Below are 18,489 nucleotides of genomic sequence, written 5' to 3'. Positions count from 1 at the left end.
TTCTTAACTACCAGCCGATTTCGCTGAGCGACGTAGTCGTCGCCGGCGGCGGTCCGACCGGGCCGGCCGGCGTGCGGGAAAAGCGCGGCGCGGGCGCGGCTTGTTCGACGCCGTGGGCCGTCATCACCGTGGACCGCGCGTTCAGGTGCTCGTCGGTGGCGGCTTCACCCCAGGTCAGCACCGGGGTGACGCACGCATCGGTGCCCGCGAAGATTTCGGTCCACTCGTCGCGGGTCCGGCTGGCGAACCGGGCCGCGAAGATGTCGTACATCTTCGGGTAGGAACCGATGTCCAGCTGCCCGGGCACCTCATCGGGTGCCAGGCCGAGCCCGGCCAGCAGCGCCGCGAAGAACTGCGGTTCGATGGCGCCGACGGCCATGTACTTGCCGTCGGCCGTCTCGTAGCACCGGTAGAACGGGGCGCCGCCGTCGAGCAGGAACGATTCGCGCTCGTCGCGCAGCGCGCCGGTCGACTTCATGGTCCACATCATCTGGGCCAGCAGGCTCACCCCGTCGACCATCGCGGCGTCGATGACCTGACCCTTGCCCGAGCGCTCGCGTTCGTACAGCGCGACCGCGATTCCCAGGAGCACCAGCATCGAACCGCCGCCGAAGTCCGCGACCAGGTTCAGCGGCGGCATGGGCGGCCGGTCCCGGAAGCCCAACGCCGAGAGCGCCCCGGTCCGCGACAGGTAGTTGATGTCGTGGCCCGCCGTGTGGGCCGCCGGACCCTCCTGCCCCCAGCCGGTGATCCGGGCGAAGATCAGCCGCGGATTGACCGCCGCGCAGTCGTCGGGGCCGATGCCCAGCCGCTCGCAGGTGCCGGGCCGGAAGCAGTCGAGCAGCACGTCGGCCTTGGCGGCCAGGTCCAGCAGGGCCTGGGGCTGCGTCTTGACGTCCAGGTCGACGATCCGCTTGCCGCGATGCAGCAAGTCGCGGTCCTCGGGCGGCATGGTCAGCCCGCCGGGCCGCCGCACCCGCACCACGTCGGCGCCCAGGTCGGCGAGCACCATTCCGGCGTGCGGGCCCGGCCCGATGCCGCCGAGTTCGATCACCCTGACCCCCGCCAGCGGTCCCGCGCCCGCCACCGCGTCAGTTGCCCTTCTTCACCTGAAGCACGCGCTCGCGCAGCGCCTTGGTGGCCGAGTCGATCGTCCCCTTGACGGCACGCTTCAGCACGAAGCCGGGCAGCGGAACGTTCGGGTCGACGCTGATCTCCATCTTGACCAGCGTCGAGTCCCCTTGGGGCACCAGGGTGTACTTGCCGTCCTGCGACTTCTGCTGGCCGGAGCTGACCAGCGTCCAGCTGACGTCGTTGCCGCTCCACGTGTAGGCCACCACCTGCTCGTCGGTGATGCCCGCGGTTTTGACCTTCATCTTGACCTTGCTGGGCCGGCCGTCCGCCCCGGTCTCGAGGATCTCGGCGCTCTGGTGCGGGTCCGACCATTCGGGCATCGCTTCGAAGTCGGCGATGACGCCCAAGATCTCCTCGGTGCTGGCTTCGATGACGATGTCGCGCGATTCTTTGATAGCCATGGCCCGCACGATACTTAAGCGGCGTGCCGACCGGAACGGTTTCGTCGAGCGTACCGTCGTGTCTGTGACTGATCCCGTCTACACCGTCGGTGACTACCTGCTGGACCGCCTCGCCGAACTCGGCGTCTCGGAGATCTTCGGCGTCCCCGGCGATTACAACCTGGCGTTTCTGGACCACATCGTCGCCCACCCCACGATCCGATGGGTGGGCAGCGCCAACGAGCTCAACGCCGGCTACGCCGCCGACGGGTACGGGCGGCTGCGCGGAATGTCCGCCGTGGTAACAACATTCGGGGTCGGCGAGCTCTCGGCCGCCAACGCGATCGCGGGCAGCTACGCCGAGCACGTGCCCGTCGTGCACATCGTCGGGGGGCCGTCGAAGGACGCGCAAGCGACCAGGCGCGCGCTGCATCACTCGCTCGGCGACGGGGATTTCGAGCACTTCCTCCGGATCAGCCGCGAAATCACCTGCGCCCAGGCCAATCTCATGCCGGCAACGGCGTGCCGGGAAATCGATCGGGTGCTATCCGAGGTGCGCGAGCAGAAGCGGCCCGGCTACATCCTGCTGTCTACCGACGTGGCGCGCTTCCCCACCGAGCGGCCCGACGCGCCGCTGCCCCGATACGGCGGCGGCACCAGCCCCCGAGCGCTGTCGCTGTTCGCCGAGGCCGCCGCCGAGCTGATCGGCGAACACCAGTTGACCGTGCTGGCCGACCTGCTGGTGCATCGCCTGCAGGCCGTCAAGGAGCTCGAGGCGCTGCTCGCGGCCGACGTGGTGCCGCACGCCACGTTGATGTGGGGCAAGAGCCTGCTCGACGAGAGCTCGCCGAACTTCCTGGGGATCTACGCGGGCGCGGCGAGCGCCGATCGGGTGCGCACCGCGATCGAGGAGGCGCCGGTGCTCGTGACGGCGGGGGTGGTGTTCACCGACATGGTCAGCGGCTTCTTCAGCCAGCGGATCGACCCCGCGCGGACGATCGACGTCGGCCAGTACCAAAGCAGCGTGGCCGGCGAGGTTTTCGCGCCGCTGGAGATGGGCGCCGCCCTGGAGGCGCTGGCCACGATCCTGGTCCGGCGCGGAATCACGTCGCCACCGGTGGCGACGCCGCCGGCCGCACCCCTGCCGCCGGCACCGGCGCGCGACACGCCCCTTACCCAACGAATGGTGTGGGACCGGCTATGCGTGGCGCTCACCCCGGGCAACGTGGTCCTCGCCGATCAGGGCACCTGCTTCTACGGCATGGCGGATCACCGGCTGCCGCAGGGCGTGACCTTCATCGGCCAACCCCTTTGGGGCTCAATCGGTTACACGCTGCCGGCGGCGGTCGGAGCGGCGGTGGCGCAGCCGGATCGCAGAACGGTGCTGCTGATCGGCGACGGGGCCGCGCAATTGACCGTCCAGGAGCTCGGCATCTTTTCCCGCGAAGGGTTGTCGCCAGTCATCGTGGTGGTCAACAACGACGGCTACACCGTGGAGCGGGCGATCCACGGAGAAACGGCCTCCTACAACGACATCGTGAGCTGGAAGTGGATTGAGGTTCCCAACGCACTTGGGGTGACCGATCACCTGGCGTTCCGGGCGCAGACCTACGGCGAGCTCGATGACGCGTTCACCGCCGCGGCCGAGCACCGGGACCGCATGGTATTCGTCGAGGTGGTGTTGCCGCGGCTGGAGATCCCGCATTTGTTGGGGCAGCTCGTCGGATCGATGTCACCGGGAGCCGACGCCCGACGCTGACGGGCCTATGCCTCGATGCGCATCATGTCGAAGAACCGGCCGACGAACAGCGGCGGGTAGGCGCCGACGCCGCCCCCCGACATCCAGGGCGCCGCGGTGTCGGGATGCTCGATCCACCGCCGTGCGGCGTCCTCGTCGGGAAACTCCTGCAGAATCAGGACCTCGTGCTCATCGTCGAAAGCCTGGAAAACCCAGGTCTTTCGGATGCCGGCCACGGTGAACCTCCCCATCGCCGCACGGACCTCCGCGGTCAGGGTCGACACGTCGTCGACCGACGCGATCGCGGATACCACGACGCCGGGCGCCGCCGGTGGCGAGGGCGGGTGCGGAACGAACCGGTCGATGATCTCGCCGGCGAAGACGGCGGGGATGTCCTCCACGCCCGCGGCGTCGAACCAGTCGAAGAATACCCGCGAGCGCAGCAGCTCCACGATCGGCTCGCGGCTGTGCACCCCGATCATCACGAGCACGCGCCCGTAGTCGTGGGTGGATGTGTACACCAGGACATGGTGTGCGCCGATGTCGGCGAGCGCGGCCTTGTTGCGCTCGAGCAGCGGCCACACCCGGGTCGGGTCGGGGACGCGATAATCCGACGCGATCACCATCGAGTGGATATCGCCGGTGCTCAACGCGGTGACCCTATACCGGATTGAATGACGAAATCAGCCATTTGCCATTAGCTTTCGTCAGCTTGACCGACACGCTGCTGTTGGTGAAGGTCGGCTCGGGCCGGTCTTTGCTCTGGGTGCTCTGGTTGACGAACAACAGGACTTCGGCCGAATCGGGCCGCAGGTCCGCCATGGCCGCGCGCAGCACCACCGCGGTAGTCTTCACGGACTTCTGTTTGGCGGCCGGGGCGACGATCTGCTGGGTGAATTGGTCGTAGTACGACAGGAAGTCGCCGGTCAAGTGCGACTTCGCGGACGAGAAGTCGCGGTCAAGGGTGTCGGGGGAATACGACAGGACCGCTACCGTTCCCTCGCTGGCGGCCGCGATCGCCGCCTTGGCCGCGGCCGCATCGGTCGCCCGGTCCGGTCGGTAGGAGAACCAGTACAGGGCCCCGAACAACGCCAGCGACGCAATCATGAGCAAGGCCAGCACCGAAGCCGCCACTTTTCCGGACGACCGCGTCTTCACCGTGGCGGCGACGCGCTTGAGCCGACCGGGTTTCGCGCCGTCGCCGGCCGCGCCGGCCTCGTCGGCCGCCAACGTCTCCTCGACGCCCGCCGACTCCGTGATTTCGATGTCTTTGGTGGTCTCTTCGACCGATGTCTCGTCTGGGGTCACGGCACGAACTCGACTTTCGAAATCTTGAGCTGTCCACCGTCGCGGGCGACCGTCACAATGAGCCGGTAGTTACGTGGATCCTGCTTGGCGCCAGCCGCATTCGTGACCTCCGACGTGGAGGCGACCAGCACCACCGCCGAGTCGGCCGTCATCGAGTCCAGCTCCACCGCCGCTTGCTGAACGGAACCTTGCGAAACCACCTTCGACTGCTCCACCACTTTGGTGAAATCGTCGGCCATCTTGAGGAAATCGTCCTTGAACGTGCCGGTGGAGTTCTCGACGATGCGCTGCACTCCCTCCTTGGCGTGGTTGAAGTCCAGCGACGTCAACGTCACAACGCCCTGCTTCGCCGCCGCCTCGAACTCGGCCGCACGCCGATGCTGACGGACGGCGTCGCGATGGTCCTTGACCATGTAGCCGCTGCCCGCCAGGGCGGCAATGGTGACGAGGATCGCCAGGTACGCGGCGAGGGTGGACCACTTGGGGCGGCGAAGGCGCCCGGACAGCCGACGCAACCGGGAGCGGCGTGCCGCCGGTTCCGTGGCGTCGGCGGGAGCCTCGGTCTCGGCTTCCGCGGTGGCGTCCTCCGGATACTCCTCGGCCCCGGGGGCGTCGGAAGGCGCCTCGGCCGTGGCGGATTCCGTCGCGTCCGGTTCCTGTTCAATCGCGGGCTCCGCCGCGCGCTCCGCTGGGGCTTCGGGGACTACCGCGCTGGTTTGTTTGGCTTGGTTGGCCTCGGCGAGTTCTGCCTCGCGACGCAATTGGATGGCGCGGGCGCGGGCGCGGGCGGCGGCGGCGAGGGCTTCCGCCTCTTGGGCCTCCGCCTCGGCCTGTTCGGCCAGCGCGCGGATTTCGGCGGCGGTGCCCGGGGTCTCGTCCTCGTTCACCGAAACCGATTTCGTGTCAGCGGCATTCTGGCGGGCGCCGCCACTCACTGCTCACCAGCCCGAAAAATAGGCTGCTCGTGACTCAATGCCAAACTCCTCTACCCGCTTGCCCGTCGTGGCAAGTCCGCTCGTAGCCGCCGACGGTCGGCGGACCGCATCCCGGCATGGGCGTCGCCGCCGCCGTTGGGCAACCCTACTCGGGCCGCGCGCCAGGGCGCGAGCACCTGCGCCGATATTCTTCCGCCCCGCATATCGTGACGACTAAGAGAGCCACGTTATCACCCTCTCCCGCCCGTCCCCTCGCCTTCGGCGAGCGGCGCCCCGGCAAACGCCTGACATGCAGGGGAAATGCGGTTCTCCGATCGAGCATACGGACCACGGGCGCTAGCGCAGCAGATCCTTGACCACCTTGCCGGTTGCGTTGAGCGGGAGCTCCTCGAGGAACTGCACCGACCGCGGCACCTTGAAGCCCGCCATGCGGTCCCGGCACCAGGCGATCAATTCGTCGGCGCTGACGGTGTCGGCCCCCTTACGGACCACGAAAGCCTTGCCCACCTCCCCCAGCCGCTCGTCGGAAACGCCGATGACCGCCGCCTGCGCGACCGCGGGGTGGCTCATCAGGAAGCCCTCGATCTCGGCCGGATACGCGTTGAATCCGCCGACGATGAACATGTCCTTCTTGCGGCCGACCACCCGGAGGCGACCCGAGTCGTCCAGGTTGCCGAGGTCTCCGGTGTGCAGCCAGCCATCGGCGTCGACCGCCTCGGCGGTGGCGACGGGGTCGTCGAGGTAGCCCTGCATGACCCCGTAGCCGCGAACCAGCACCTCGCCGTCGTCGGCGATGCGCACCTCGACGCCATCACACGGCAGGCCCGCGGTGGTGGCGACGTCCTCGAAGGAGTCGCCGGGCCGGGACAGGGTCACGTTGCCGGCCTCGGTGAGCCCGTAGCCGGTCATCAGCGTCTGGAACGGCAATTCGCTGTGTATGCGACGGACCAGTTCGACGGGGATGTCGGCGGCGCCGGTCACCCCCGCGCGCAACGTCGAAAGCTTGGTCTTGTCGCGGACCGTCAGCAACGAGTGGTACAGCGTCGGCGGGCCGGGCAGCATCGTGATGCGTTCCCGGCCAATGAGATCCACCACGGTGTCGACGTCGAAAACCGCGACCGGCAGCATCGTCGCGCCGCGCAGAAAGGACGTGATGAGACCCGCCTTCAGGCCGAAGGTGTGGAAGTAGGGGTTGATCTGCAAGTAGCGGTCGCCCTCCCGTAGGTCGGCGAGCGTCGCCCACTCCTCATACATCCGCAGCGTCTGCAGGTGGTTCATCATCGCGCCCTTGGGGCGGCCGGTCGTGCCCGAGGTGAAGATGACGTCCGAGACGTCCACGCCGCTCACCGGCCGCTCGAACGGCGAACCGCCGGAAAGGAAGTCGGACTTCAGATCGATGATCGGCAGAAGGCCGGTGGGCTTCGAAGAGGGCAGAGTGTAATCCTGACCCAGGAAGCCCTTCTGCACCAGGACGGCCTTCGCCCCGCTGCGCGCGATGATGTCGCCGGCCTCCTCGGTCTTGAAGCGGGTGTTCACCGGCACCAGCACACCCCCGGCGGTGAGCAGCCCGAACGCCGCGATTATCCACTCCGCGGAGTTGGGCGCCCAGATCGCGACCCGATCGCCCTTGTCAATCCCCAGGTCCGCGAAAGCCCCGGCGGCGCAACGTATTCGCCGGGCAGTCTGGGCGAAGGTGAGGCGCAGCGGACCGTCGACTATCGCTTCCGCGTCGCCGAAGCGGTCCGCCGCGCTCAAGACCATCTCGGGGATGGTCCGCCATGCGTGACCGGCCTCGGTCATCTCGCGCTGTTCCTCATCGGGCGCTTCGCGCCCTTGCTCGTCGCAGCGCGGGTCACACCGTGACGAGCCGACCGAGGTTGCCGCCCATGATCTTCGCCTGGTCGTCGACGGACAGGTGCGACAGCGCGTTGACGTAATACGTCGGCTCCGCCAGTCCCTCCGGGTGCGGCCAGTCCGAGCCGTACAGGACCTGGTCCACCCCGACGAGGCTGATCAGGTCGTCGATGCCGTCCTCGAAGAACGGGCTGACGTGGATGCGGTTCTTGACCATCTCGACGGGGTCGCTCGGGAAAGCCTCCGGCGCCTTACGGAAGACCTCCGCCAGGCCGTCGAGCAGCGGGGTCATCCACTTCGACCCGGCCTCGACGATCGCGACCTTCAGCTTCGGGTGGCGGTAGAGCGCGCCGTGGATCACCCACGACCCCACCGCGTCCTGGATCGGCCGCCACTCGTTGAGGATGCCCATCGCATTGGTTTGGAACGGCAGCATCTCCTGTTCGGCGCCGTCCCACTCGGAGGTGTACCGGGAGTAGCCGCTGTCGCTGGAGTGCATGCCGACCAGCACGTCGTGCTCGACGACCCGCTCCCAGAACGGGTCGAACTCGGGCACCGCGAACGACCGCGGGCCGCGGAAGCCGGGAACGGGAGCCGGGCGGATCAGGATGCAGCGGGCACCGCGCTTGACCGCCCACTCCAGCTCCTCAATCGCCTTCTCGACGATCGGCAGGGTGATGACCGGCGTGGTGAAGATACGGTTCTGGTAGTTGAAGCCCCAGACCTCGTCGAGCCACTCGTTCAGCGCGTGGATCAGGACGTGGATCGCGACCGGGTCGTCGCGCAGCCGCTCCTCGAGCAGGCTGGCCAGCGTCGGGAACATCAGGGTGCGGTCCAGGCCCAGCTCGTTCATCTTCTCCAGGCGCGGGCCGGGCTCGAAGAACGCCGGGATCGCGCGCATCGGCTCGCCGAACAGCTCGCGCTTTGTCTTCCCCTCGGGGTTGCCGTACTTGAAGTACTCCTCCCACGCGCCCGGCCGGGCGACGACCTCGAAGGTCGGGTTGGGGATGTAGTTGCTGATGTGACCGCGGATGGCGATCTTGGTGCGACCGTTGATCTGCACGTACTGGACGTAGTCCTTGTACTCCTTGGGCAGAAACTTTGTCAGCGCCTCCGGCGGTTCATACAGGTGATTGTCCGCGTCAAAGATCGGGAACGGGACGTCCTCCCGATGCGACAACTGGCCCATGGAATCCTCCTTCGCAATTTCAGAGAATACTATTCTCTACGAGCAGCCGGGCGCAACGGGCCCGCCTCACCCGGTGCGGGCCAGTGCTCCTCAGCAGGTCGCCACGATCTTGAAGCTGGCCGACGCCGCGTCGCCCGGCTTGTCGGTCTTGTAGCCGTTCGCGGTGCCGGTGATCGTGAACCGGTCGCCGCTCAGGCTCATGTCCGCGTTGCCCCCGTCGTGCGCCGAGTACATCCCGGTGAAGCCGCCCAGATTCTGGATCCGCACCGACTCGGCGGTCAGCGGCTCGGCTCGTTGATCGATGACGACCGTGGCCCCGGCGAAGTCGCCGCCGATGGCGATCGTCCGGTACCACTCCAACTGGCTGCACTTGACGACGTGGATCTTCGCGTCGTGGCCGTCCACGGTCACCGACGCCGTGCTGGAGATCTGCGTCTGGGGCTTGGGACTACAGGCGCCGAGGCCGGCCACGGCGACCGTCGCGACCGCCAGCACCACGATCCGGTTACGCACTGGGCCACCTCGATCCCTGGCTGGACGAAACTTCTGGGCCTGCTGCGATGATGTTATTCTCCCCGAAAGAGAATGCCAATATCGGCGGTTCTCGTTTTAGGAGCAAACACCCATGGTGGACCTGGAGTTCGGGGACGGGTTGGCGGTGCTCACCATCGACCGCCCCCACGCCCGCAACGCCATCGCGCTGGACACCATGGAACAACTGGAGAAGGCCATCGATGCCGCGGCCGGTGCGCAAACGCTGGTCATCAAGGGCGCGGGCGACAAGGCTTTCGTCTCGGGCGGGGACCTCAAGGAATTGAGCGCGCTGCGCACCGAGGAAGGCGCCGCGGCAATGGCCAAGCGGATGCGGTCCATCTGCGACCAGCTGGCGGCGTTCCCGGCTCCGGTCGTCGCGGCGCTCAACGGCCACGCCTTCGGCGGCGGTGCCGAATTCGCCGTCGCCGCCGACATCCGGGTGGCCGCCGACGACATCAAGATCGCCTTCAATCAGGTGGCGCTGGAGATCATGCCGGCCTGGGGCGGCGCCGAACGGCTGGCCGCGATCGTCGGCAAGAGCAAGGCGCTGCTCCTCGCCGGCAGCGGAACGGTCCTCGACGCGGCCGAGGCCGAGCGGATTGGGTTGGTGGACGTGGTGTTTCCCCGCGCCTCTTTCGACGACGGGTGGCGATCGGTCGCCACGTCGCTGGCCCGCCGCCCGGCGGCCGAGATAAAGCGGGTAATCAGCGGCGTTTCCGCTGATGAAGCGATAGCATCCTTTGCACGGCTGTGGGTTGCCGACGCCCACTGGCAGGCCGCAGAGCGGGTGATGAACCGCACCGCCAGTCCGCGCCCGGCAGCCGGAGGAGCGACATGAGCACCACCGCAAGCACCGCGAAGAAACCGCTGGGCGTCGTCTCGGCGCTGGCGTTGGGACTGACGGGCCTGTTGGTCAGCCCCGGACCGGCGCACGCCGACCCGGTGTGGCACCAGGTCGTCTACATCGTTTCGTCCCGCAACCCGGCCTACGTCGACATCTTCTACCAGGATCAGGACCCGACCCTGTTCTCCGACTACAGCCACAACCCGTATCAATTCACCCCGCAGGTCCACGCCGACATCGCCCCCGGCAAGCCATGGGTGCAGCCGGTGAACCTGCTGAATCCCGATCAGTGGGCGATGGTGACGGTGACCACGGGGCGGGAACCCGGGACGCCCGGCATTCAGTGCGACCTGTCGGTCGACGGCAAGGTCGTGGTTTCCAAGGTCGGCCCCAAGGGCGCGCTCTGTTCGCTGCGAACCTGGTGAACCACCCACTCCTCCGGCACGCCCGCAACGGGCTGCGGCTCGCCCTCGAGGCGGCGCAGGTAACTTTCCACCAGCTCCAGCGTTTCGGCGTGACCGCCGGAGATGCCGACCGCCCGCTCGAGCACCAGAAACCGCGAGAGGCTGGTCATCAGGACCGTCCAGACGACCGGTGGCATGTCCGGGTTGGCGCTTGGGTTGTTCAAGCCGTAGCGTTCCAGCGCAGCCGCCACGGCTTGGCGTTGTTCGTCGCGGAAACGTTCGGCGTAGTAAGCGATTTCGGCCCGCATCTCTTTGCGGTGGTTCGCCAGCGCCATGAATTCCATGGAGATTCGGGTGAACCCGGGATCGGTGCCGAATCTCCAGAGCGCCCACAAGGGTTGCGGCGATTGCAGCGCTCGCGCCTGCACTTGCAGGCCCTCTTCGGCGCGGCGGCGGAATACTTCGAGGAACAGCTCGTCCATGGTCCGGAAGTAGTAGTGCACGAGTTGGGGTTTCAGCCCCGCCCGGCTGGCGAGCCGGCGCGACGTCACGGCGGCGTAGCCCTCCTCGAGCATCAGCTGCTCGGCCGCGTCGAGAAGCAGGCCGCGATTCTTCGCGTCCGGCGCCCCGATCCTGCGGGCGACGGAAGGCGGTGTCATGGCTTCACCCCACACTCTCTGCGCACCCGTGCCGACCACACGGATCGTATCGTGACACGGTCCCGCGGCCTTGACCACGACATTACCGCCATGCTAAGCAGGTGCTCAGCAGGTTCCTCGATCTTGCCATCGGGCGGCGATACCGCTTGCCGTCGAACACCACCGGTACACCCAGCCCAGGGAGACGCAATCCGATGAACGACTACGAGTCGATCGACTTTTTCACCGATCAGTCTCTGGTCCCCGACCCGCACCCGTACTTCGACTACCTGCGCAGCCAAAACCCGGTGCTGCGACTGCCGCATTACGGGGTCGTCGCCGTCACCGGCTACGAGGAGGCCACGGAGGTCTACAAGGACTCCGACACGTTCTCGAATATCGTGTGCCTCGGGGGGCCGTTCCCCCCGTTGCCGTTCCAGCCCGAGGGCGACGACATCAGCGCGCAGATCGATGCGCACCGCAGCCAGTTTCCGATGAACGAGCACATGGTCACCATGGACCCACCGGACCACACCCGGGCCCGTTCCGTGCTGAGCAAGCTACTCACCCCGAGCCGGCTGAAGCACAACGAGGAGTTCATGTGGCGCCTCGCCGACCGCCAGCTCGACGAGTTCCTGCACAACGGCGAGTGCGAGTTCATCGCCGAATACTCAAAGCCGTTCGCCACGTTGGTGATCGCCGACCTGCTCGGTGTCCCCGAGGACGACCACAAGGAGTTCCGCGTCGTCCTGGGCGCCGACCGCCCCGACTCGCGGGTGGGCGCCCTGGACCACGAGTCGGTCGGCATCAACCCGCTGGAGTGGCTCGACGACAAGTTCTGCGCCTACATCGAGGACCGGCGCCGCGGACCGCGCAAGGACGTGCTGACCGACCTGGCGAGCGCGAAGTATCCGGACGGGTCGACCCCCCCGGTCATCGAGGTGGTCCGCTCGGCGACGTTCCTCTTTGCCGCCGGGCAGGAGACCACCGCCAAGCTGCTCAGCGCGGCCCTTCAGGTCATCGGCGAGCGGCCCGATATCCAGCAGCAGCTGCGTGACGACCGCAGCCTGATCCCGAACTTCATCGAGGAATCGCTGCGCATGGAGAGCCCGGTGAAAAGCGATTCCCGCCTGGCCCGCAGGGCAACCCGCATCGGCGGCGTCGACATACCGGCCGGCACCGTGGTGATGGTGCTTCCGGGGGCCGCCAATCGCGACCCGCGCCGGTTCGAGAACCCGCACGAGTTCAACCTGCACCGCAAGAATGTCCGCGAGCACATGGCCTTCGCGCGCGGCGTGCACTCGTGCCCGGGCGGGCCGTTGGCCCGGGTGGAGGGCCGTGTCTCGATCGAGCGCCTGCTGGACCGCATGTCGCACATCGAGATCGACGAGGCCCACCACGGGCCGAGCGCCGAGCGCCGCTACACCTATGAGCCGACCTACATCCTGCGCGGTCTGAGCGAACTGCATCTGACGTTCACGACCGCGGACTCGGTTGCGCCCGTGGGCTGAAACCCTCCGGGTCGCTTAGTGAATCTGCGAGCCGATGAAGTAGCAGGCCAGCAGGCTCACCGCGATGAGTATCACCCAGGCGTCGGTCAGCCGGCACAGAAGGGCCGGGGCCTGCCTGACTTCCATGAACTCGCGAAAAATGATGCGCACCTTGATCACTGCGATCACGATGACGCTCGAGGTCACCACGGCACTGGGCCGGAGGGACCCGTCCGCCGCGTGGTCTATCCAGAGATAGGCCAGCGTGAGCGCCGCGAGCACGGCCCACACGATGAGCAACCTCTTGTTGAATTTGATCACGGTCACCTCACCACGTACAGCAGCGCGAAGATGAGCACCCAGAGGTAGTCGACGGTGTGCCAGTACGTCGCACACGTCTCAATGATTTGCTGGTTTTCCTGGTTGTCCCGGCTTTCCTTGCCTTGCTGGAACTTTCGCTCCCGCCCGGCCGGGCCCCGAAGCCGGTACACAATCACACCGAGCGCAACGAAGCCGATCAGCAGGTGTACGAAATGGATTCCGGTGAGAAAGAAGTAGTAGGAGAAGAAGTCGTTGCTGTCGAACCCATTTCCCATCCGGACCAGCCGGGTCCACTCGAATACCTTGAAAAACAAGAAAACCGCGGCGAACGCGGCAGTGATGGCAACGTCGCGGAGCGCCGCGCGAAAGGCGCCCGCGCGGGCCGACTGGACACACCGCGCGACCGACCAGGAGCTCAGCAACAAGACAAGGGTGTTGAAAACCCCGATGCGGAGGTCGAGTTGCGCCTGTGAGTGCAGGAAAAGCTCGGGGTTGCGCGCGCGGTAGAACAGGTAGAAGCCGAAATACGCTGTGAAAATCAGGGTCTCGAACAACACGAAGGCCCACATGTCGGGCTGCCCGGGCACGAATTTGGCGCGACGGCCCTTTTGGGCCACGTCGGTCACTGCGCAACCGCCTTCCCCCGTGCGAGGTCGGGCAGCGGCCCGGTGCCGAAATCCTCGCGACGGATCATGTGAAACAGCATCACGATGAAGGTGACCTGGTAGATGCCGAACACGACCATGTCCAGCCACCAAGCGATCTGCCCGTTCCACGCCAACACGCCACGGCGGAAGATCCAGCACGGCGCCACGACCACTTCCGTCAGCGCGTTGCACAGGTTGAGATAGCCGAACCACTTGGGGAACACGCGATTCTTGTCGAGCAGAATCGCGACCATCCAGATCAGCGAGCCGATCAGGAACACTCCCATCGTTCCATCGAAAGACAGGAAGGCAAAGTCGTACAGCCAACCGATCGCTTCGGGGTCCCGCTCTGGTCGCAGGGTCCCGACGATCAGTGCGATGCAGAGCAGGTACAGGCCGGGAATCGCGCTGAGCGAGTAGATGATCAGATACGAGTAGGCGAACGCGCGGCTGACCGACATCCGTCGCATCGAATACGCGATGAGTGCGTTGTTGATCGCGTTCATGCCGCCGATGGCGAAAACGATGCCGAGGCCGACAGGTATCCCGAGATGGCGCTGCTCAAACCAATGCACCTGGGTCGCCAGGTCCCAGGTGGGCTGCGGCGGCGGCTGGACCCGCGCGACAACGAAGAACATCGGGAAGAACATGTTGTAGAAGACCACAAGCGTCCACCAGGCCAGCCACAGCTCGCGCTTGGGGTTGTTGCGCGCGTGCCAGGCGATCCGCCGATGCAGCGGCCCGCTGGAGCGGTTCATGCAGCCACCCGTTCCTCGGTGCCCAGCCGGCATTCGGCGCGCTCACGAAAGACGGCCCGGCTCAACACAACCCCCATGACGACGATCCATACGCCGATGGCGATGTTCTTCAGCCAGAACGACAACGCCCCATCCCACGCCAACGGCCCGGACAGCGACAGTCCAACGAAGGCCGCGGGCACCAGCGCGGCCGCCACGAGAAGGTTGAAGTGGGCCACCCAGTGGCCGAATATCGGCCGCGGCTGGTCGTCGAGATAGATTGCCAGGGCAACGATCACGCTTTGTCCGATCAAATAGGGGACCAGAATGGTGAAGGTGATCCAGGCGAAATCGTTGAGCAGCTGAGTCAGCTCCGGGCTCCGTTCCGGGCGGAAGGCGGCCAGCAGCCAGCAGACGTCGGCGATGAGGAAAAGCGTGGGGCCGCTGGCGGCGCAGCCCAGCATCGCGTAGGAGAAGATCGGTGTGCGATGCGCCATCCTGCGGATCTGCAGCGCGATCAGCGTCAGGATCGGGACCAGGCACACGCCGAACCAGTTGAAGAGGATCATGCTGTAGCGGATCTGGGGAGCATGGGAAGGATCGCGATAGAACGCGGCGACCTGGTCCGCGGTCATCGCGGGCGACATCGGCGGATTGAAGCCGGGGAACAGGAAATAGCCGGCGACCCAGATGGCCAGCAGCACGGGCAGTGTCCATAGCAGGATCAGTTCACCGTCGGTGCGCCGCAACGCGGTTCGCGGGGGGCCTGAACTGTCGTTCGCGCCGATGTCGGTCATCGCTGACTCCTTCCCCCGCGCCAGACCCTCTGGTTCGCGCTCGGCTAGTCAGCGAAACTAGCCGATCGGCTAGCCGCGGTCAATAGCCGATCGGCTACGCTTCCGGTGTGGTTGACCCCCAGACCAGGAGCCGATTTCGCTTCATCACGCGAAGCGCCGCGCAGACGCGCATCCTCGATGCCGCACTGCAGCTCATCGCCGAACACGGTGTCGGCGGGACCTCGCTGCAGATGATCGCCGACGCCGTCGGGGTCACCAAGGCCGCGGTCTACCACCAGTTCAAAACCAAGGAGCAGATCGTCATCGCGCTCACGGAGCGCGAGCTCGGGGGCCTCGAGGAGGCCCTCGAGGCGGCGGAGGCGGATGACCACCGGAGCAGGGCCCGGGAGGTCCTGCTGGACCGGGTCATCGACGTTGCCGTCGAGCGTCGCGGCGCGGCGAGCACCCTGCAGTTCGATCCCGTCGTCGTGCGACTGTTGGGCGAGCACGCGCCCTTCCAACAATTCATTCAGCGGCTCTACGGCGTGCTGCTCGATGACACCGCCGAGGACGCGCGGGTGTCGGCGGCGGTGCTGTCGGGCGCGATCGCGGTCGGGGTGGTGTCGCCTCTCGTGGCCGACATCGACGACGACGCCCTGCGTTCCCAGTTGGGGCGCATCACCCGCCGGCTGATCGCCGGGCTCGATTGAGCCGCAAATTTTTTGGTCCGGTTCGCCGCTGGCTCAGGTACGGTTTTCCCATGAACACAGCCGCGCGTTTTGCTGCCGCAGCGATCATGGCCGCCACCGGTTTCGGACTGGCGAGTGCCGGCACCGCTCGCGCCGACGATCCGCCATTCCCGTTCGTGGGATACCACTGGTGCCCGGGACTGCCGTTCAATCCGGCGTGGGGACCCCAGTGGGATCCGACGACCTGTCACGACGCGCACCATCGCGATGTGGACGGCACGATTCACGCCAACGACTACTACGGACCCAGCCCGTTCCAGGATCAACCCGAAAGACCGTTCCTGGGGCCGTGAATCCGGCCGGCGATCGGGTGTCGACCAGCGGCCGGCTAGGTGTCGCCGCGCTCCCAGTTCTGCACGCCGTCATGCGCATTGCAGACCAGGAATAGGCCGTCCGGCGCCTGCGCGACGTAGTACTCCGGATAGTCCGAGCACGACGAGCCCTCGTCCTTGACGCCTACCATCGGCGGCGACCGGAACCAGCGGGGCTCGTACCTTCTGGGCGAACCGCAGAACATCAGCCGCCCCGGCTGCGTCGCGAAGGACACGTAGTAGTCGGCAGTGCCGAACACGTAGTAGGTGGTGTTGTCACACGGCGCGCCGAGCACGCGGTGCGGCATGATGCCGGGCGTGCAATCCGGGTAGTCGCAGATGGTTGGCGCGGCGGCGGCTTGCGGCGCGGCCTGCAAACCCAGGCCTTGAAAGAGGCTCAGAAATACGGCGACCGCTGCCACGATGAATCGCACGAGGATACTTTAAATTACCGGGCCCATTGGTGGGAATAGAATTCTCCCTCTTTGAGAAGACGCACCTCCGATGCGCCCATCACCAGCGCCGACGCCCCTGTCTGGCAGTGATAATGTGGCTCTCTTGTAGGCCGCGGACGGGGAGGTGATCCATGCCGCCACGCGAGCTGCCAACCGAGGCGCTCGACGTCTCGGGCGGACTTGCGCAGGCGCAAGCACGCGCCGAGGCCGCGCGTGCCCGCGCGGACCTGCTGCGGCGGCAGGCCGAGGCGGCGTCAACCGACCGGCACGCCCGAGTCGGTGGTGGTCAGACCGAGAAAGAGACCGCGCCAGCGCGCCGGTGGCGAGCGCGCCGCCCGGGCCGCAAGGCCCTGGCCGTGACCGGCGCGGTTGTGGTCATCTGCGCCTCGCTGGCCGGCAGCGGCTATCTGGTTTGGCATCACCGTGGTGTCGAACAGCAAAGGCAGCGCACTGCGGAATTCACCGCGGCGGCGCGCAACGGGATCGTGGCGATGATGTCGATCGATCCGGCCAGGGCGAGGGAAGACTTGCAGCGCTTCGCCGATGACACCACCGGGATATTCAAGGCCAGCTTCCTGATGGGCGCCGAGGATCTCGTCAAGGCGATCGAGCAATCGAAAATCAGCAGCAAGGCGACCGTGCAGGCCGCGGCCGTACAATCCATGACCCAGGATGCGGCGGTGGTGCTCGTCGCGGCTAAGACCGAGGTCACCAAACCCGGTGACGCCAAACCGGATACACGAAACCTGCGGGCCGTCGTCTCCATCCAAAGAGACGGCGGGCAATTAAAGGTTTCCAGGGTCGAGTTCGTCCCGTGACGGTCGACAGCGCCCAGCCCGCCGAGACGGTCGAGGACCCGGCACGGCGGCGCCGCATCGGTGTGATCGGCCGCTGGGCGCGTCGATGCGCGGCACGGTGGCGGTCAATCCTGGTGACGCTGCTACTTATTGGCGCGTGCGGGTACGCGGCCGGCTACTTCTACTTCGTGTACCGGCCGGACCTGCAGACCGACAACACCGTGGCGCACCAAGCCGTCCAAGCGGCAAGCGAGGGCGCGGTGGCGCTGCTGTCCTACTCGCCGGAAACCCTCAATCGCGATTTCGCCAACGCCAAATCCCGGCTCACCGAAGGCTATCTCGCCTACTACCAGCGCTTCGCCGAGCAGATCGTCGGGCCGTCGGCACAGCGGGGCCATGTCACGACGTCCGCCACCGTTGTCAAAGCCGCCGTTTCGGAGCTGCACCCGAATTCCGCCGTCGTACTCGTCTTCGTCAGGCAGAAGACCGCGAGTACGGAAAAGCCGGAACCGGTGGTGACATCGAGCAGCCTTCGCGTGGCGCTGACAAAGGTCAACGGTGACTGGCTCATTGAAAAATTCGATGCGTTGTGAGCATCCGTGGGCTTTGCGCTAAACGAGATTGTGTTATGCGGAGGCGGTGTTAGTCTGTGAATTCAGCTGCATTTCCGACTGGCGGCAGTTGCGCGTCAAGGAGCACGCGATGCGTTTGATGAATTTGACGGCGAGTGCGGCACTGGTGGCCGCCGGTGCAATCGCCGGTGTGGGCACGGCCCCTTCGGCGCGGGCCTACGATGCGTCCATCAACGGCAAATACACGGCCACGTGGGTCGGCGACTGGGCCAGAACGAACGACGTGTATCACCGGGAGGCCACGGTGCGAGAGACGTGGACCATCACCACGTCGTGTGTGACCGCGCAGGACTGTACCGGCCAGGTGGTCAGCGACGCGGGTTGGTCCGCGCCGATCAACATGCATGACGGCAGCACCTGGTTCGTCAGTCGCGACATCCCCAACTGGACCACCTGCCCCGACGGCACCTCATACACCGGTCACGAACGGATCCACTTCTATCCCGCTGACCCGGAGACCGGTGAAAAGTTGGCCGGATCGACGGTTTTCGCCGGACGGGAACACACGACGGGCCAGCCCGGCGCATGCGGGACCAACCTGCCGCTGTATATCGACCAGCCATTCCGGCTGGACAAAATCGGCTGACCCCGGCGCGTCGCGTTTAAAGACCTTCCA

At 66.5% G+C, this 18,489-nt stretch carries 23 protein-coding genes; 9 read left to right on the top strand and 14 right to left on the bottom strand.

The features are described from left to right. Nucleotides 1-7: 7 nt before the first annotated feature. The gene (locus BST11_RS03910) at nt 8-1,087 is read right to left on the bottom strand and encodes a CaiB/BaiF CoA transferase family protein (protein ID WP_083136664.1); all 1,080 of its coding nucleotides are present in this window, start codon (nt 1,085-1,087) and stop codon (nt 8-10) included. Nucleotides 1,088-1,091: 4 nt separating this feature from the next. Next, on the bottom strand, nt 1,092-1,535 hold the full coding sequence (locus BST11_RS03905; RefSeq protein ID WP_083136704.1) for an SRPBCC family protein: 444 nt from the start codon (nt 1,533-1,535) through the stop codon (nt 1,092-1,094). A 64-nt stretch (nt 1,536-1,599) separates the two neighbouring features. Between BST11_RS03905 and BST11_RS03900 the strand changes: the two genes are divergently transcribed. Continuing rightward, complete coding sequence (locus tag BST11_RS03900; RefSeq protein WP_083136703.1) at nt 1,600-3,273, top strand: alpha-keto acid decarboxylase family protein; 1,674 nt, start codon at nt 1,600-1,602, stop codon at nt 3,271-3,273. A 5-nt stretch (nt 3,274-3,278) separates the two neighbouring features. Here the strand turns inward: BST11_RS03900 and BST11_RS03895 are convergent, their stop codons facing one another. From BST11_RS03895 to BST11_RS03870, 6 genes are all read right to left on the bottom strand, one after another. Then, entirely contained in the window at nt 3,279-3,902 is a 624-nt protein-coding gene (locus BST11_RS03895) for a fatty-acid--CoA ligase (RefSeq protein ID WP_083136663.1), read from the bottom strand. 10 nt (nt 3,903-3,912) lie between these two features. Beyond that, nucleotides 3,913-4,518 (bottom strand): twin-arginine translocation pathway signal, encoded by a 606-nt coding sequence (locus BST11_RS03890; RefSeq protein WP_372509605.1) that lies wholly within the window; start codon nt 4,516-4,518, stop codon nt 3,913-3,915. Nucleotides 4,519-4,556: 38 nt separating this feature from the next. Then, nucleotides 4,557-5,447 (bottom strand): hypothetical protein, encoded by an 891-nt coding sequence (locus tag BST11_RS03885; RefSeq protein WP_244897490.1) that lies wholly within the window; start codon nt 5,445-5,447, stop codon nt 4,557-4,559. A gap of 384 nt (nt 5,448-5,831) precedes the next feature. Then, the gene (locus BST11_RS03880; protein ID WP_083136661.1) at nt 5,832-7,295 is read right to left on the bottom strand and encodes a FadD3 family acyl-CoA ligase; all 1,464 of its coding nucleotides are present in this window, start codon (nt 7,293-7,295) and stop codon (nt 5,832-5,834) included. Nucleotides 7,296-7,347: 52 nt separating this feature from the next. Then, nucleotides 7,348-8,538 carry an amidohydrolase family protein gene (locus BST11_RS03875; protein WP_083136660.1) on the bottom strand — a complete coding sequence of 397 codons (1,191 nt, stop codon included), beginning with the start codon at nt 8,536-8,538 and terminating at the stop codon, nt 7,348-7,350. Between the two features lie 90 nt (nt 8,539-8,628). Beyond that, nucleotides 8,629-9,051, bottom strand: coding sequence for a lipoprotein LpqH (locus BST11_RS03870; RefSeq protein WP_083136659.1), 423 nt, complete (start codon nt 9,049-9,051; stop codon nt 8,629-8,631). A 112-nt stretch (nt 9,052-9,163) separates the two neighbouring features. Between BST11_RS03870 and BST11_RS03865 the strand changes: the two genes are divergently transcribed. Together BST11_RS03865 and BST11_RS03860 are read left to right on the top strand one after the other, a co-directional pair. After that, nucleotides 9,164-9,910 (top strand): enoyl-CoA hydratase/isomerase family protein, encoded by a 747-nt coding sequence (locus BST11_RS03865; RefSeq protein WP_083136658.1) that lies wholly within the window; start codon nt 9,164-9,166, stop codon nt 9,908-9,910. Between the two features lie 68 nt (nt 9,911-9,978). Next, nucleotides 9,979-10,341: a hypothetical protein gene (locus BST11_RS03860; RefSeq protein ID WP_083136701.1), complete on the top strand. Its 363-nt coding sequence runs from the start codon at nt 9,979-9,981 to the stop codon at nt 10,339-10,341. Here BST11_RS03860 and BST11_RS03855 read toward each other — a convergent pair. Then, the gene (locus tag BST11_RS03855; RefSeq protein ID WP_083136657.1) at nt 10,257-10,979 is read right to left on the bottom strand and encodes a TetR/AcrR family transcriptional regulator; all 723 of its coding nucleotides are present in this window, start codon (nt 10,977-10,979) and stop codon (nt 10,257-10,259) included. The genes BST11_RS03860 and BST11_RS03855 overlap by 85 nt on opposite strands. 194 nt (nt 10,980-11,173) lie before the next feature. Here BST11_RS03855 and BST11_RS03850 point away from each other — a divergent pair, with 194 nt between their 5' ends. Then, the gene (locus BST11_RS03850; protein ID WP_083136656.1) at nt 11,174-12,469 is read left to right on the top strand and encodes a cytochrome P450; all 1,296 of its coding nucleotides are present in this window, start codon (nt 11,174-11,176) and stop codon (nt 12,467-12,469) included. 15 nt (nt 12,470-12,484) lie between these two features. On the opposite strand, the gene BST11_RS03845 is transcribed toward BST11_RS03850, so the two are convergent. Genes BST11_RS03845 through BST11_RS03830 form a run of 4 tightly spaced genes read right to left on the bottom strand, consistent with a single transcriptional unit; the run spans nt 12,485 to nt 14,950 of the window. Then, complete coding sequence (locus tag BST11_RS03845) at nt 12,485-12,775, bottom strand: cytochrome C oxidase subunit IV family protein (RefSeq protein ID WP_142276181.1); 291 nt, start codon at nt 12,773-12,775, stop codon at nt 12,485-12,487. Beyond that, nucleotides 12,772-13,395, bottom strand: coding sequence for a cytochrome c oxidase subunit 3 family protein (locus BST11_RS03840; RefSeq protein ID WP_083136655.1), 624 nt, complete (start codon nt 13,393-13,395; stop codon nt 12,772-12,774). Before BST11_RS03840 ends, BST11_RS03845 begins: the two co-directional genes overlap by 4 nt. Beyond that, nucleotides 13,392-14,207 carry a hypothetical protein gene (locus tag BST11_RS03835; protein ID WP_142276180.1) on the bottom strand — a complete coding sequence of 272 codons (816 nt, stop codon included), beginning with the start codon at nt 14,205-14,207 and terminating at the stop codon, nt 13,392-13,394. The genes BST11_RS03840 and BST11_RS03835 overlap by 4 nt, the downstream gene beginning before the upstream one ends. Further along, nucleotides 14,171-14,950 (bottom strand): hypothetical protein, encoded by a 780-nt coding sequence (locus tag BST11_RS03830; RefSeq protein ID WP_083136653.1) that lies wholly within the window; start codon nt 14,948-14,950, stop codon nt 14,171-14,173. Before BST11_RS03830 ends, BST11_RS03835 begins: the two co-directional genes overlap by 37 nt. A gap of 107 nt (nt 14,951-15,057) precedes the next feature. Between BST11_RS03830 and BST11_RS03825 the strand changes: the two genes are divergently transcribed. Together BST11_RS03825 and BST11_RS03820 are read left to right on the top strand one after the other, a co-directional pair. Next, complete coding sequence (locus BST11_RS03825) at nt 15,058-15,639, top strand: TetR/AcrR family transcriptional regulator (protein ID WP_083136652.1); 582 nt, start codon at nt 15,058-15,060, stop codon at nt 15,637-15,639. A 50-nt stretch (nt 15,640-15,689) separates the two neighbouring features. Next, nucleotides 15,690-15,971: an Mtp family mycobacterial-type pilin gene (locus tag BST11_RS03820; protein ID WP_083136651.1), complete on the top strand. Its 282-nt coding sequence runs from the start codon at nt 15,690-15,692 to the stop codon at nt 15,969-15,971. Nucleotides 15,972-16,006: 35 nt separating this feature from the next. Here BST11_RS03820 and BST11_RS03815 read toward each other — a convergent pair whose 3' ends face one another. Further along, nucleotides 16,007-16,423: a hypothetical protein gene (locus BST11_RS03815; protein ID WP_067322407.1), complete on the bottom strand. Its 417-nt coding sequence runs from the start codon at nt 16,421-16,423 to the stop codon at nt 16,007-16,009. A gap of 152 nt (nt 16,424-16,575) precedes the next feature. Here BST11_RS03815 and BST11_RS03810 point away from each other — a divergent pair, with 152 nt between their 5' ends. The 3 genes from BST11_RS03810 (at nt 16,576) to BST11_RS03800 (ending at nt 18,459) form a co-directional block, all read left to right on the top strand. Next, nucleotides 16,576-17,262: a hypothetical protein gene (locus BST11_RS03810; RefSeq protein WP_083136650.1), complete on the top strand. Its 687-nt coding sequence runs from the start codon at nt 16,576-16,578 to the stop codon at nt 17,260-17,262. After that, entirely contained in the window at nt 17,259-17,834 is a 576-nt protein-coding gene (locus tag BST11_RS03805; protein ID WP_244897487.1) for a twin-arginine translocation pathway signal, read from the top strand. Before BST11_RS03810 ends, BST11_RS03805 begins: the two co-directional genes overlap by 4 nt. A 109-nt stretch (nt 17,835-17,943) precedes the next feature. Further along, nucleotides 17,944-18,459: an Rv2253/PknI dimerization domain-containing protein gene (locus BST11_RS03800; RefSeq protein WP_083136698.1), complete on the top strand. Its 516-nt coding sequence runs from the start codon at nt 17,944-17,946 to the stop codon at nt 18,457-18,459. Nucleotides 18,460-18,489 lie beyond the last annotated feature (30 nt).

Source organism: Mycobacterium alsense, assembly GCF_002086635.1.
In the GTDB taxonomy this organism is placed as follows: Bacteria; Actinomycetota; Actinomycetes; order Mycobacteriales; family Mycobacteriaceae; genus Mycobacterium; species Mycobacterium alsense.
This window is presented reverse-complemented; position numbering and strand designations above follow the sequence as displayed.